The sequence below is a fragment of the Leucobacter musarum subsp. musarum genome, from assembly GCF_001273845.1.
Taxonomy (GTDB): domain Bacteria; phylum Actinomycetota; class Actinomycetes; order Actinomycetales; family Microbacteriaceae; genus Leucobacter; species Leucobacter musarum.
Map to the genome: position 1 here is coordinate 185,147 of NZ_JHBW01000087.1, position 14,719 is coordinate 199,865.

A 14,719-nucleotide genomic window follows, 5' to 3' on the forward strand; every position below is an offset into this window, starting at 1 on the left:
TCACGCACACATCGGGTTCCCTGCAGCGGTGCAGTATTCTGGGCCTCGGACGGGGCCGGAGCGATCCGATGCGGAGCATCGAACGCCCGACGTATCGTTCGCAACCACAGCTTCCCATTCTACAGGGTTCCGATAGTTTCGGTGGGATGTCCGCTCAGGGCTTCGCAAACTCAGGGGAAGCGCCCGAGAGGAGACTCGTTGTCCAGCGCGCCCATCGCCAGCACGTCCGCCCCCAGAGCCCCGCGCTCCGGGATCGGCACCCCGTCGCGGTTCCTGCGCGTCGTCGCCTGGATCTCGTTCGTGTTGAACACGGTCATCATCGGTACCGGCGGCGCGGTGCGCCTCACCGGATCCGGCTTGGGCTGCCCGAACTGGCCGCTCTGCTCGCCCGGTTCCCTCGTGCCGACCGAAGAACTCAGCTACCACTCCTTGATCGAGTTCGGCAATCGTACGATCTCGGGCCCGCTGCTGATCAGTGCGATCCTGGTCGTGATCCTCGCGTGGCGCATCCGAACCGCACGTCGCGACTTGTTCGTCATCTCGATCGTCGTGTTCGGGTTGGTGCTGCTGCAGGCGCTCATCGGCGGTGTCATCGTCTGGCTCCACCTCAACGCCAACCTCGTGGGCATTCACTACGTCATCTCGCTCGCGCTCGTCTGTATCACCGCGGCATTCCTGGCGCGAATGTACGAACCGGGCACCGCACGCGAACGGGCGGTGCCGAAGGGATTCGCGATCCTCACCCACGTCACGACGCTCTTCATGGCGATCACGGTGCTGTTCGGGGTGCTCACCACGGGCTCGGGCCCGCATTCGGGCGACGCGACCATTCAGCGTGACGGCGTCGATGCGACGCTCATGAGCCATATCCATTCCTTGCCCGGATACGCCGCTTTCGCACTGACGGTGGCCGTGCTCGTGTGGGCGGCCGCCCGGCGACTCCGCCCGTTGAAGTGGACGGTCGTGTTGCTCGCCGCACTGATCGTGCAGATCTCCGTCGGGGTCTACCAGGCGCGCCATGGCCTGCCAGAGCTCGCGGTCGGCGTGCACATGGTGCTCGCGGCGCTGACGGCGGCGACGATGACCGTCGTCGTGCTGCGCCTCAAGCGTCCGGTCGCGTCAGAGTAGCGCGGGGCTCTCCCTCGCATCTATCGCGCAAGAACTCCGCATTGCTCTCAGTGCGCCAGGCGGCGTCGACGTCGATGATTGCGTACGTCGTGACAACGCGGTGACCTGGCTGAAGCGTGCACCGTCGCGCAGCCGTGGTTGAACCGCGGGTGCGCGACGCGTCCACCCGTCGCGAGCCTGCGGTACGACACGCCCGCGAGTGAGCGAATTCTGCCATTCTGCGTGCAGATACTGACGAACATTGCTCACTCCGCCGGAGGTGCGCGAAAGAAACCACTCACCCCAGCTCGTGGCTCCGAGGTCACCGTCCAGACCGTGCGCACGCAGGCGCGCGTGGGCGTTCCTTAGAACGGCAGCAGCGCGTCGATGGCGATGACCAGCGAGAGCACCGAGAGGTAGATGTTGGCCGTGTGGAAGACCTGCATCGGCTTCCCCGCCTCGCCGCGGATCGCATGCGCGTACAGGCGGTGGGCCTGGTAAATGAAGTAGCCGCCGAAGACGAGCGATGCGACGGTGTAGGTCCATCCCATATCGGCTACGGGAATGAGGAGCAGGCTCGCAGCGACCGTCGCCCACGTGTAGAGAATCACCTGCAGGCCGACCGTGACCCGCCCACGGACCACGCCGAGCATCGGCACGCCAGCGTTCGCGTAGTCGTTGCGGTACTTCATCGAGAGCGGCCAGTAGTGGGCTGGCGTCCAGAGGAAGATCACGAGGAACAGCACCCATGCGGGCCAGTCGAGCGAGTTGTTGACGGCAGCCCAGCCAATGAGCACGGGGAAGCACCCGGCGATCCCGCCCCAGACGATGTTCTGCTCGCTGTGGCGCTTCAGCACGATCGTGTAGATGACCACGTAGAAGAAGATCGCGCCGGCTGAGAGCGCCGCGGCGAGCCAGTTCGTGGTGGCGGCGAGCCATACGACGGAGAGTGCGCCCATGACCCAGGAGAAGATGAGCGCGTTGCGATCCGAAATCTCGCCGGTGACGAGCGGACGGTTCTCGGTGCGCTTCATCTTGCGATCCATGTCGCGGTCGATGTAGCAGTTGAACGCGCCAGCAGACCCGGCGCTCATCGCCCCGCCGATGAGCGTTGCGAGCACCAGCCAGAGGTTCGGCAGACCGCCCTGAGCGAGGATCATTGCCGGCACCGTGACGACGAGCAACAGTTCCATGACCCGAGGCTTCGTCAGGGCGACATAGTTCTTGACCGTGCGGCCGAACGAGGGTCGCCCGGCGGTAGCGCGGGCCTGAGTCTGGGCTGGGATCTGCGTGGACATCACCTCCTATGGTACCTCGCCGTTCGATAAGATTGTGCGAGGTGCGGCAAGGCTGCGCGCACGCTTCCGGTCGAAAGGGAACTCTTGGCGAACGAACTGCAGTGGAACGAACTCGACGATCGCGCAGTGGACACTGCGCGCGTGCTGGCGGCTGACGCCGTGGAGAAGGTCGGCAACGGTCACCCCGGCACCGCGATCAGCCTCGCACCGGTCTCGTATCTGCTGCATCAGAAAGTGCTGCGCCACGACCCGACCGATCCGAAGTGGGTCGGTCGTGACCGTTTCATTCTGTCCGTGGGCCACTCGTCGCTGACGCAGTACGTGCAGCTCTACCTCGGCGGGTACGGGCTTGAGCTCGAAGACCTCGAATCGCTGCGCACCTGGGGGTCGAAGACTCCGGGCCACCCGGAGTACGGTCACACCGACGGTGTGGAGATCACGACCGGTCCGCTCGGCCAGGGTCTCGCTTCGGCCGTCGGCTTTGCCTACGCGGCGCGATACGAGCGCGGGCTGTTTGATCCGGACGCGGCGCCCGGCACAAGCCCCTTCGATCACTTCATCTATGTCATCGCCGGCGATGGCGATCTGCAGGAAGGCGTCACCAGCGAGGCATCTTCGCTGGCAGGGCACCAAGATCTGGGCAACCTCATCGCGATCTACGATTCCAACCAGATTTCGATCGAGGACGACACCGATATCTCGTTCTCCGAAGATGTCGCGAAGCGCTATGAGTCCTACGGATGGCAGGTGCTCGAGGTCGATTGGAAGAAGACCGGCGAGTACGTCGAAGACATCGCTGAGCTGCATCGCGCCATCACGGCTGCCCAGGCCGAGACGACGAAGCCGTCGCTCATCATCTTGAAGACGATCATCGGTTGGCCGTCGCCCGGGAAGCAGAACACCGGCGGCATCCATGGATCGAAGTTGGGTGCTGAGGAGCTCGCGGGCCTCAAGACCGCGCTCGGGTTCGACCCGGATCAGCATTTCGCAGTCGCCCCTGACGTCATCGAGCACGCCCGCGAGGCCGTGCCCCGCGGTGCGGCAAAGCGGGCCGAGTGGCAGGTCGGCTTCGACTCCTGGGCCGCGGCGAACCCCGAGCGGAAGGCGCTCTTCGATCGCATTGAGGCGCAGGAGTTGCCGGCGGAGGCGCTCGACGTGCTCCCCAGCTTCGCACCCGGCGAGAGCATTGCGACCCGCGCTGCGAGCGGCAAAGTGCTCGCGGCCCTCGGCCCGGTCATGCCCGAGCTCTGGGGCGGGTCCGCTGATCTCGCGGGCTCCAACAACACCACGATTCCTGGTGTTCCGTCGTTCGTGCCCGCCGAACATTCCACCTCGACCTGGCAGGGCGATCCCTACGGCCGCGTGCTCCACTTCGGTATTCGTGAGCACGCCATGGGCGCAATCCTCAATGGCATCCAGTTGCACGGCAAGACCCGCAGCTACGGCGGCACATTCCTGATCTTCAGCGACTACATGCGGCCCGCCGTTCGCCTCGCCGCGTTGATGAATGTGCCCAGTGTGTTCGTGTGGACGCACGACTCGATCGCTCTCGGTGAGGACGGCCCCACGCACCAGCCCATTGAGCAGCTGGCGACGCTGCGTGCGATCCCGAACCTCGCTGTCGTGCGCCCGGCCGACGCGAATGAGACCGCGATCGCCTGGCACGAGATCCTCACGCGCACCGCGGGTCCCGCTGGTATTGCGCTGACCCGCCAGAATGTGCCGGTGCTGCCTCAGGGTGACGGCTTCGCCACTGCAGAGCAGGCTGCCGAGGGCGTGCGCCGCGGCGCCTATGTGCTCGCCGACTCCCCCAGTGATTCGCTCGACATGCTGCTCATCGCCACGGGCTCCGAGGTGCAGTTGGCCGTCGAAGCGCGTGAGCGACTTGCCGCCGAAGGCATCGGTGCACGCGTCGTGTCCGCACCGAGCCTCGAATGGTTCGCCGAACAGACCGCGGAGTACCGCGAGAGTGTGCTTCCTGCGAGCGTCACTGCTCGTGTCAGCGTTGAGGCAGGCCTCTCGCTCGGCTGGGAGCGCATTGTCGGCGACCGCGGCCGCTCCGTCTCGATCGAGCACTTCGGAGCGTCGGCTGACTACGAGACCCTCTTCCGCGAATTCGGGATCACGACCGACGCCGTTGTGGCCGCTGCCCACGCGTCGCTCGCCGCCTGAATCTGCCCTCCCGAAAGGAACATCACGCGATGTCGAATACCCGTACCGCCGCCCTCAGCGAGGCCGGCGTCAGCATCTGGCTCGATGATCTCTCGCGTCGACGGCTGGAGAGCGGCGAACTGGCGCGCCTGCTCGAAGACGTCAACGTCGTCGGTGTCACCACGAATCCGACGATCTTCGCGAACGCGATCGGCGGAGGCGACGGATACGGCGATCGTCTCGCCGACGCCGCATCGCGCGGCCTCGACGCCGACGCCGCGATCGTCGAGCTCACCACCGCCGATGTCGCCGACGCGTGCGACCTGCTTGCAGACGTGTTCGCGTCGACCGACGGTCGTGACGGCCGCGTTTCCATCGAGGTCGAGCCCGGCCTGGCACGCGACACCGCCGGCACTGCGGCGCAGGCGAAGCAGCTGTGGGCACGAGTCGACCGCCCGAACGCGATGATCAAGATCCCCGCGACGGTCGAGGGCCTCGATGCCATCACCGAGACGATTGCTGCGGGCATTAGTGTCAACGTCACGTTGATCTTTAGCCTTGAGCGCTACCGCGAAGTCATTAACGCCTATCTGACCGGTCTCGAGCGCGCGCGCGAGGCGGGCATCGATCTCGCCGGCATCCACTCGGTCGCATCGTTCTTCGTCTCGCGCGTGGATTCCGAGGTCGATCGCCGACTGCGCGAGATCGGCACACCCGAAGCGCTGGCGCTCACCGGCCAAGCTGGCATCGCCAACGCGCGTCTCGCCTACGAAGTGTTCGAGCAGTCGTTCGCGAGCGAGCGGGCCCGATTCCTGGTCGGTCTCGGCGCCAACCTGCAGCGTCCGCTCTGGGCATCGACGGGTGTGAAAGATCCGGCGCTTCCCGACACCGCATACGTCACCGGGCTGATCGCGCCGCACACGGTCAATACGATGCCCGAGGCGACGCTGAATGCGTTCGCCGATCACGGCGAAACCCCGGGTGACACGGTTACCTCGGGCTATGCGGAAGCGAACCAGGTGCTCAACGCGATCGACGCACAGGGCATTGCCTATTCCGAGGTCACCGAACTGCTCGAGCGCGAAGGCCTGGAGAAGTTCGATGCTTCGTGGGCGGACCTGCTCGGCACCGTGGAGCGTGCGCTCCGCGAGGCACGCTGATCATGACGCTCGACGTTCGAGTAGCGCAGTTCGGCGAGGCTGCGCACACCGCCCTTGCGCAGCTCGTCGCAGACCGCGTCGCGAGTCGCATCTTTGCGCACGATGCGACGCTCTGGGGTTCGGCAGCGGAGCCCGAAGCATCGATTCGTCTCGGCTGGACGGATATTACCTCTGCAGCCAACGATCTGATTCCTCGAATCACCGCACTTCGCGACGCGTTCCACAAGTCGGGTGTCGATCGCATTGTGTTGTGCGGCATGGGTGGCTCGAGTTTGGCTCCCGCAGTCATCACGCAGTGGGCAGACGTCGAGCTGACCATGATCGACTCCACCGCTCCGACCGAGGTGCGTCGTGTACTTGCAGGCGATCTCGCGCGAACCGCCGTAGTGGTGAGCTCGAAGTCGGGCAGCACGATCGAAACGAGGAGCCACCTCGCCGCGTTCGAAGACGCGTTCCGCGTCGCGGGAATCACGCCGTCGGAGCGTGTCGTCATCGTGACCGACCCCGGCTCCCCGCTCGAGGCAGAATCGATTGCTGCCGGGCGTCATGTCTTCACGGCAGATCCCACGATCGGCGGCCGCTTCTCGGCACTCACCGCGTTTGGGCTCGTGCCCTCCGGACTGGCGGGCGTCGATCTTGCTCGCTTGATCGCGGAGGAGCAGTCTGTGCGTGACATCGTCGCGTCGGATGACGGGGAGAACCCGGCGCTGCGCCTCGCGGCTGCAATCTTTGCGGGCCTCCCCTGTCGCTTTGTGCTGGCCGTCGCTGAGTCGCCCAGCGCGCGCTGGGGGTTGGGCCGTTGGATCGAACAGCTCGTCGCGGAATCGACGGGCAAGGACGGGCTCGGGGTGCTCCCGATCGCGCTCCATGCCGATGCGCCAGAACTGAGCACGGTGCCGCAGAGCGCACAGGTGGTCGCGGTGACGGATGAGTCCGACGCGGAATCTGCCGCCTCGTTCTCCCCCGACGTCTCGGTGTCGGGCTCTCTCGGTGGCCAGTTCCTCCTGTGGGAGGTCGCGACTGCTGCGTTGGGCCGGCTGATGGGGATCGACCCGTTCAACCAACCCGACGTCGAATCGGCAAAGGTCGCTGCACGCTCCGCACTTGCCGCGCAGCCGACGACTACTGCCCCCACGGGCACGGTGCTCGCCGAGCTCGCAGGGGCCATCCTCCTTGCGGAACCCGAGGGCGCGCACGTCGCTGATGCCGCGTCGCTCGTCTCCGCGCTGCAGCAGGCGGCCGCTGACGCAGGCTATCTCTCGCTTCAGGCCTATGCGGATCCGCACGGCGATGCCGTCGTTCCCCTGGAACAGCTTCGAGACCAGCTTGCCGGAGTGCTGCAGATTCCGGTGGCGCTGGGTTGGGGGCCGAGCTACTTGCACTCGACCGGACAGCTGCACAAGGGCGGGCCGGCGAACGCCGTCTTCCTGCAGATTTCCGACGCATCGCCTGAGCCCTTCCCCATTCCGGGCGGTGACGGGGGCTTTGATGCGCTCATCACCGCTCAGGCGCGAGGCGATCGCAGCGTGCTCATCGAGCGCGGGAGACCGGTGTTTGCACTGGCTGCGGATGACCTCGCGGCAATGGTTCGTGCATTGGGCGCAGCGCTGACCTGAGCGATACCTGCACCAACGACGAAGGCCCCGGTGGAACACCGGGGCCTTCGTCGTATCGCGGACTGAACTATGCGGACTTGCGCGCGGTACCGCGACGGGTCCGCAGCTTCTCCAACGCAGCCTCAAGGAGCTCTTCGGCTTCCTCAGGGGTACGGCGCTCCTTCACGTACGCAAGGTGCGTCTTGAAGGGCTCGTTCTTCGGGAGCAGCGGCGGATTCTCCTTGTCGCGGCCAGCCGGAAGGCCAGTCGTCGGGGAATCGATCTGCTCGGGAATTTCGTCTTCAGGGACGTCAGCCGCGAAATAGCGAACCGTCTCATTGCCGAGAGCGTCCCAGTACGAGATCTGGGTGCGTTCAGCGCGGGAGCCGTGATCCTTTTCGCCCATCGGGCCGGATCCGACGCGAGCGCCACGAATGGCGTTACTGCCTGCCAAGAGTTGCCTTTCTAATACGGGTGCGGGGTGCGGTCGCTCTGTCGATTAGACGACGGAGAAACGCGCGATCAGCCCGAGCCCGACGATTGCCGCGAACCACACGAGTGAGACGACGATCGTAATGCGATTCAGGTTGCGCTCAGCAACGCCCGATGAACCGAGGCTCGAGGTCACGCCGCCACCGAACATGTCGGAAAGACCGCCGCCACGCCCCTTGTGCAGGAGGATGAACAGCGTCAACAGCAAGCTCGTCAGCACGAGGATAACGAGCAGAATGATCTTCAAAATGAGCACGAAGTGCACCTTTCAGGGGTCGCGGGCGCGAGAGGCCAGACCCCAGTATACCGGGGCCGGGTTCAGCCGGCCGTGACGTGCTTCTTGAACTGGATGATTCGCGTGAATTCATCGACCTTCAAGCTGGCGCCTCCGATGAGCGCGCCATCGACATTCGGCTGGGCAAGGAACCCCGCGATGTTCTGGCTGGAGACCGAGCCGCCATACAGAATCCGCGTCGATGCCGCGCGCGCGTCATCGCGAATGTCGCGGAGATGCTCGCGCAGCGCGCGAGCCACTTCTTCGGCCTGCTCGGGAGTCGCGGCCTGCCCGCTTCCGATCGCCCAGACCGGCTCGTATGCGACGACGAACTCGGCGTCACTCGGGAGAAGCGCGAGCGCGGCGGTGAGCTGCGCGACCGGGATCGCCGCGGCACCGTGCTGTTCGAGATCTTCGGCGGTCTCCCCCACGCAGATCACCGGAACGATGCCGGCCTCGTGCGCGGCTCGAGCTTTGTTGCCTACGACCTCATCACTTTCGCCGTGGCCGTCGCGTCGCTCAGAGTGCCCGACGAGCGCATACGCGACGTCGAGCTTCGAGAGCATCGCAGCAGAAATGTCTCCGGTGTAGGCGCCGGATGCATGGGGTGAGAGATCCTGTGCACCGAGACCCAGCGAGAGCTTGTCAGCTGCAAGCAGAGTCTGCACCGAACGGAGATCAGTGAAGGGCGGGAAGACGACGACTTCGGCATCGCTGTAGTCGTGGCGCACGTCTTGCAGCCCCCAGGAGAGCTTCTGAACCAGCGCGATAGCTTGCAGATGATCGAGATTCATCTTCCAGTTGCCGGCGATGAGCGGTGTGCGCTCGGCCGGCGGGAGCGGCTCGCGCACGGACGGCACGGTGGACTGATCGGGTGCGGTGTCGCTCATGCGAGTACCTCCAGGCCGGGGAGGGTCTTGCCCTCCAGATATTCGAGACTCGCACCGCCGCCGGTGGAGATGTGACCAAATTGATCGTCGCTGAAGCCCAGTGCGCGAACTGCAGCAGCTGAGTCGCCCCCTCCGACGACCGTGAAACCGCTCGTGTCGGTCAACGCTTGGGCGACCGTACGTGTTCCTGACGCAAATGCGTCAATCTCGAACACGCCCATGGGGCCGTTCCAGAAGACCGTCTTCGATTCGGCGATGACCTGCGCAAACGCTGCGGCCGACTGAGGGCCGATATCGAGGCCGAGACCTGACGCACCGAAGCGGGACGACTCGATCGCGTCAGCCGGCACGGTTTCGAACGCGGCGTCGGCGCCGAACTTCTCCGCGACCACGATGTCCGTCGGGAGCACGATCTGCACGCCACGGCGCTCCGCATCCGCGAGGTACCGGCGAACCGTGTCGAGTTGATCTTCCTCGAGAAGACTCGACGCAACCGCATGACCCTGTGCCTTGAGGAAGGTGAAGACCATACCGCCGCCGATGAGGAGCGTGTCGACGCGTTCGATCAGGTGCGAGATGACGCCCAGTTTGTCGGAGACCTTCGACCCGCCGAGTACGACCGCATACGGCCGTGCCGGATCGACCGTCAAACGCTGCAGCACCTCGAGTTCCGCCGCGACCAATCGGCCAGCAGCACTCGGGAGTATCTGTGCGAGTTCGAAGACACTCGCTTGCTGACGGTGCACGACTCCAAAACCGTCGGAGACGAACGCATCGGCGCCAGTGGCGAGTCGCTGAGCAAATGCGAGCCGCTCATCAGGGTTCTTGCTGGTCTCAGCAGCGTTGAATCGGAGATTCTCGCGCAGCACGATGTCGCCCTCGGAGAGACCGGAGATCACGGCCGAGGCTGCGTCTCCGATCGTCTCCGGGACGAACTCGACCGGAGCCCCCAGGAGTTCAGCCATGCGTTCCGCCACCGGCCGCAGTGAGTACTGCGGGTCGGGCTCGCCCTTCGGGCGGCCCAGGTGGCTGATCAGTACGAGCTTGGCGCCCGCATCTTTCAGCTCGCGGATCGTCGTGAGCGACGCGCGAATGCGGCCGTCATCGGTGATGACGCCGTCGCTGAGGGGAACATTGAGATCGACGCGGACGATGACCGTCTTGGCGCGCAGGGATCCCAGGGTGTCGATGATGCGCATAGGGTGTGGGGGCTCCTTGAACGGCGAGTTAGATCAGGCCGGGCGTCTGCGTACGCGCTGCCTCAAAGCGACGCGCGACGTCCTGCCAGTTGGCGATGTTCCAGAAGGCCTTCACATAGTCCGCGCGCACGTTGAGGTAATCCAGGTAGTACGCGTGCTCCCAGACATCCAGCTGCAGCAGCGGAATGGTGCCTGCCGGGAGGTTGCCCTGCTGGTCGAAGAGCTGCACGATGTTCGGACGCTGTCCGAGCGCGTCCCAGGCGAGCACTGCCCAGCCCGAGCCCTGCACACCGAGCGCGGTGGCGGTGAAGTGGGCCTGGAACTTCTCGAAGTCGCCGAAGTACTCGTCGATCGCAGCTGCGAGCTCGCCCTCAGGCTTTCCGCCACCCTCAGGCGAGAGGTTGTTCCAGAAGATCGTGTGGTTCACGTGACCGCCGACGTTGAACGCCAGGTCCTTTTCGAGCTTGTTCACGGCAGCAAGGCTGCCGGTCTCGCGGGCCTCAGCGAGCTGATCGAGAGCTGTGTTCGCTCCGGTGACATAAGCCTGGTGGTGCTTGTCGTGGTGCAACTGCATGATCTTGCCGCTGATGTGCGGCTCAAGGGCAGCGTAATCATAGGGAAGTTCAGGAAGTGAGTAGGCAGCCATGTGGCGATCCAATCTCTCGGGGACAGTCGATCAACTTCAGTCTATGGCTCGGCGCCACCCTCGTGGAGAGGATGGCGCCGAGTGACACCGGGGATTGCCGGGATGTTCGCCTTGCGCTAAATTGCGTCGAGCTCCTCGGGGAGGCTTGCCTCGGTACCCGGGATGCCGCGCGACTCGGCCTCCTTGTCGGCCATGGCGAGGAGACGTCGAATACGCCCGGCCACAGCGTCCTTTGTCAGCACCGGCTCGGCTCGCGCACCGAGATCATCGAGACTCGCCTCGCGGTGGGTGAGACGCAGCTCCCCCGCGTACCGCAGGTGCTCAGGCACCCCGTCACCGAGAATCTCGAGCGCGCGTTCCACGCGTGCGCAAGCCGCCACCGAAGCCTGGGCTGAGCGTCGCAGGTTCGCATCGTCAAAGTTCACGAGACGATTCGCCGTCGCACGCGTTTCACGCGCACGACGCAGCTCATCCCAGCTGGTGCGAGCGTCTTCAGCGCCCATGAGTCCAAGCATCTGGCTGATGGCTTCGCTGTCGCGGATCAACACCTTGTGCTGCCCGCGAATCTCACGACTCTTCGCATCGACGCCAATGCGCCCCGCGGCGCCGACCAACGCCATGGCGACCTCGTTGCTCGGGCAGGCGATCTCCAGATTCGCGGATCGGCCGGGCGCCGTGAGTCCGCCACGGGCGAGAAACGCACCGCGCCAGATCGCCGCGAGTTCGGGCTGAGCGCCCGTGGTCAGGCGGTTCGGAAGACCGCGGATCTGGCGACGACGCTGGTCGAGGAGTCCGAGCTGACGCGCGAGGGTTTCGCCATCGAGCACGCGGACGAGGAACTGGGGCGCACCCGGACGGGTGCTCGACGGGGGCAACTGCTTCGCTTCTGAGCGGATGCCGTACAACTCGGCCAAATCCTTGCGCACGCGCTGGACGATCTGCGGAGTGTGCAGTTCGGCCTCGAGGGCGATTCGGCCGGAAATCGTGTGCAGCCCGCCTGCAAGACGGAGGATCGTGGCGACCTCGGCGACGCGTTCGCCGGTGCGCTGCACCGGGAATCGCACGAGTTCACTTTTGACCTCGGTGGTAGACAGCACGAATGGGGTCCTTTCGGGAAGGGGTGGTTCGGTAGATCGGTCGACGGTGCAGCGTCGACTACTCGCGACCGAGGTCGCGATGGCGCAGATTCACACTGACGCCCGGCAGCCCGGCGAGCCGGTCCGCGAGTTCTCGCGCAGTCGCAACGGAGCGGTGTTTGCCGCCGGTGCATCCTACCGCGAGCGAAGCATGTCGTTTGTTCTCTCGCTGGAAGCCCGCGAGCACTGGAGCAAGAGCTGCGACGTAGTGGTCCAGGAACTCCGTCGCACCTTCGCGACTGAGCACGTAGTCTTTCACTTCTGGGTCGACTCCGGTCAGGGCGCGCAGCTCGGGCTCCCAGAACGGATTCGGCAGAAAACGCATGTCGACCATCAGATCGACATCGGTCGGCGCGCCGTATTTGAAGCCGAAACTCGATACGGAGAGCTGCAGGCCGGGAGTGTTGTCATCGGAGAACAGCTCGCGGGTCGCCGTCGAGAGTTCGTGCACGTTGTAACGCGAAGTGTCGATGACGACGTCGCTGGAGGCCCGAAGCTCTTGAAGACGCTCGCGTTCCAAGCCGATACCCTCGGCGAGGCTGCGCTCATCGCCCTGGAGCGGGTGCGGCCGACGAACGGATTCGTATCGACGCACCAGGATGTCGTCCGTTGCGTCGAGAAACACGACGCGAACGGTCGCGTTATCACGGAGCTCGGCGACGGTGGCCTGAATGTCTTCGAACAGATCGCGCCCGCGAACGTCGACAACCGCGACGATGCGCGGGAGTGCTCCCCCGGAACGATCGGCCATATCGGCGAGCGTCTTCAGCATCGGCAGGGGAAGATTATCGACGACGTACCAGCCCAGATCTTCAAGGGTGTTTGCGACGGTGCTGCGACCTGCGCCGGACATGCCGGTGACGATGAGGATTTCCTGTCGAGTTGCCGCGTCGTTCATGCGCCGTGCTCCTCTCCTTGCATCGCGTCCGGTGCGGCCTCTAGCTTAGCGCCCGGCTGGGGATCCGTTTGCAGGTGGGCGAGAATCTGCTCACCCAATTTCTCGCCGACGCCCGGCGCTGCTGCGAGCTCGGCGAGGGAGGCCGCACGCAGACGGGTCACCGACCCGAAGTGTTTCAGGAGTGCCTGCACGCGCTTGGGCCCGAGACCGGGAATCTCGGAGAGCCGACTCGAGATCGACGTGCTGCGTCGCTGCCGTTGGAAGGTGATCGCGAAGCGGTGTGCTTCGTCGCGAACCCGTTGCACGAGGAAGAGCGCCTCGCTCGTGCGCGGAAGGATCACCGGGAACGGGTCGTTCGGCAGCCAGATCTCTTCGAGGCGCTTGGCGATGCCGCAGAGTGCCACATCAGTGATCCCGGCTTCCGCGAGCGCGCGCGCCGCCGCCCGAACTTGCGGTTCTCCGCCATCGACGATGAGGAGTTGCGGCCGGTCTCGGTAGATGCCGCTGGGAGCCTCGCCAGACTCGCGTGCGGCGTTCAGCTGAGCGGCGCGGCGCGAGACCACCTGATAGATCGAGTCGGTGTCGTCCGTGGTCTGCTCGATCCGGTACTTGCGATACGCGCCCTTGGCGGGCAGCCCGTCCTCGAACACCACCAGTGACGCCACGACTCCGGTTCCCTGCAAATGGGACACATCGATGCATTCGATACGCAACGGAGGCTCGTCCATGTCGAGCGAGCGCTGCAACTCGGCAAGTGCATCGGTACGCGCGGTCAGATCTGCGGCGCGCTTCAACTTGTGCCGAATCAGATGCTCGCCGGCGTTGAGCACCGCCCGGTCCATCAATTGCACTTTGTCGCCGCGCTCCGGGACGCGGATCTGCACCTTGCCCTTGCGCGGGCGTCGTGCGGCGAGCGCCACTTCCAGATCGGGAGCATTGGCGGGAAGCCGCGGTACCAGGACCTGAGGCGGCGGTTCGCGTTCGCCTTCGTATGCGGATTGGAGCACTTGTTCGAGCAGCGTTTCAGGGGAATCGTCGAGCTCCACATCCACGATCCAGCTGCGTTCGCCGCGAATTCTGCCGCCGCGAATGATGAACTGGTGTGCGGCTGCGGCCAGCTCATCCGAGCGCAGTCCGAACACATCGAGGTTCACGTCGAGTGCCAGCACCACCGCGTTCTTCTCCATGACGTGTTCGACCGCCTGGGCCTGATCGCGCAGTCGAGCGGCGTCTTCATAGCGCTGTTCGAGCGCGGCTGAGCGCATGGCGACCTGCAGGTCTTTCAGATGACGCGTGTCTCCCCCGTTCAAGAACGAGACCAGAGCATTCACTCGGTCCCGATGCTCGTCGAGGGTGACGAGCTGCGAGCACGGACCGCTGCAGCGCCCGATCTGGCCGGCAAGGCACGGACGGCCCGTCGACATCGCGCGATGGTAGTCGCTGTCGTTGCAGGTGCGAATCGGAAATGCCTGCTGCAAGAGCGCAGTGGTTTCACGCAGCGCCCACACCTTCGGATACGGCCCGAAGTACTTTGCGCCGCGAATACGCTCATTCCGCGTGATGACGAGGCGGGGCGCCTCTTCTCGCAGGGTCACCGCAAGATACGGATAGGTCTTATCGTCCTTGAACTGGACGTTGAACGGCGGCTTGTACTCCGTGATCCAGGTGTGCTCCAGTACGAGTGATTCAGTGTCCGTCGCGACCACGGTCCAGTCGAGCTTCGCCGCGAGCGAGAGCATCGTGCGCGTACGCGGCATGAGCGAGTGCAACGGTTGGAAATAGTTCGCGAGCCGCGCACGCAGGTTCTTCGCCTTGCCGATGTACAGCACGCGACCGTGTCGATCGCTGAAGCGATACACCCCAGGTGACGTCG

The 14,719-nt window shown here is 65.0% G+C and carries 13 protein-coding genes; 4 read left to right on the plus strand and 9 right to left on the minus strand.

Annotated elements, in window-relative coordinates:
* The first annotated feature begins 198 nt into the window (after window positions 1–198).
* Window positions 199–1,128 (plus strand): COX15/CtaA family protein, encoded by a 930-nt coding sequence (locus tag CH42_RS09875; RefSeq protein WP_239684009.1) that lies wholly within the window; start codon window positions 199–201, stop codon window positions 1,126–1,128.
* A gap of 344 nt (window positions 1,129–1,472) precedes the next feature.
* Here CH42_RS09875 and CH42_RS09880 read toward each other — a convergent pair whose 3' ends face one another.
* The gene (locus CH42_RS09880) at window positions 1,473–2,405 is read right to left on the minus strand and encodes a heme o synthase (protein WP_053353027.1); all 933 of its coding nucleotides are present in this window, start codon (window positions 2,403–2,405) and stop codon (window positions 1,473–1,475) included.
* 84 nt (window positions 2,406–2,489) lie between these two features.
* Here CH42_RS09880 and tkt point away from each other — a divergent pair, with 84 nt between their 5' ends.
* Genes tkt through CH42_RS09895 form a run of 3 tightly spaced genes read left to right on the plus strand, consistent with a single transcriptional unit; the run spans window position 2,490 to window position 7,332 of the window.
* Complete coding sequence (gene tkt, locus CH42_RS09885) at window positions 2,490–4,577, plus strand: transketolase (RefSeq protein ID WP_053353028.1); 2,088 nt, start codon at window positions 2,490–2,492, stop codon at window positions 4,575–4,577.
* Window positions 4,578–4,606: 29 nt separating this feature from the next.
* Complete coding sequence (tal, locus tag CH42_RS09890) at window positions 4,607–5,716, plus strand: transaldolase (RefSeq protein ID WP_053353029.1); 1,110 nt, start codon at window positions 4,607–4,609, stop codon at window positions 5,714–5,716.
* A gap of 2 nt (window positions 5,717–5,718) precedes the next feature.
* Window positions 5,719–7,332, plus strand: a complete 1,614-nt coding sequence (locus tag CH42_RS09895; protein ID WP_053353030.1) for a glucose-6-phosphate isomerase — start codon at window positions 5,719–5,721, stop codon at window positions 7,330–7,332.
* A 67-nt stretch (window positions 7,333–7,399) separates the two neighbouring features.
* On the opposite strand, the gene CH42_RS09900 is transcribed toward CH42_RS09895, so the two are convergent.
* From CH42_RS09900 to uvrC, 8 genes are all read right to left on the minus strand, one after another.
* On the minus strand, window positions 7,400–7,765 hold the full coding sequence (locus tag CH42_RS09900) for an RNA polymerase-binding protein RbpA (protein WP_075201176.1): 366 nt from the start codon (window positions 7,763–7,765) through the stop codon (window positions 7,400–7,402).
* 45 nt (window positions 7,766–7,810) lie between these two features.
* Window positions 7,811–8,059: a preprotein translocase subunit SecG gene (secG, locus tag CH42_RS09905; RefSeq protein WP_053353553.1), complete on the minus strand. Its 249-nt coding sequence runs from the start codon at window positions 8,057–8,059 to the stop codon at window positions 7,811–7,813.
* A 62-nt stretch (window positions 8,060–8,121) separates the two neighbouring features.
* Window positions 8,122–8,967, minus strand: coding sequence for a triose-phosphate isomerase (gene tpiA / locus CH42_RS09910; protein WP_075205331.1), 846 nt, complete (start codon window positions 8,965–8,967; stop codon window positions 8,122–8,124).
* Window positions 8,964–10,166 (minus strand): phosphoglycerate kinase, encoded by a 1,203-nt coding sequence (locus CH42_RS09915; RefSeq protein WP_053353032.1) that lies wholly within the window; start codon window positions 10,164–10,166, stop codon window positions 8,964–8,966. The genes tpiA and CH42_RS09915 overlap by 4 nt, the downstream gene beginning before the upstream one ends.
* 28 nt (window positions 10,167–10,194) lie before the next feature.
* Complete coding sequence (locus CH42_RS09920; protein ID WP_053353033.1) at window positions 10,195–10,812, minus strand: superoxide dismutase; 618 nt, start codon at window positions 10,810–10,812, stop codon at window positions 10,195–10,197.
* Between the two features lie 116 nt (window positions 10,813–10,928).
* Complete coding sequence (gene whiA / locus CH42_RS09925; RefSeq protein ID WP_053353034.1) at window positions 10,929–11,909, minus strand: DNA-binding protein WhiA; 981 nt, start codon at window positions 11,907–11,909, stop codon at window positions 10,929–10,931.
* A gap of 58 nt (window positions 11,910–11,967) precedes the next feature.
* A complete protein-coding gene (gene rapZ / locus CH42_RS09930) occupies window positions 11,968–12,846 on the minus strand; it encodes an RNase adapter RapZ (protein WP_053353035.1) in 879 nt (292 codons plus the stop codon).
* The gene (gene uvrC, locus CH42_RS09935) at window positions 12,843–14,705 is read right to left on the minus strand and encodes an excinuclease ABC subunit UvrC (RefSeq protein WP_239684047.1); all 1,863 of its coding nucleotides are present in this window, start codon (window positions 14,703–14,705) and stop codon (window positions 12,843–12,845) included. The genes rapZ and uvrC overlap by 4 nt, the downstream gene beginning before the upstream one ends.
* Window positions 14,706–14,719 lie beyond the last annotated feature (14 nt).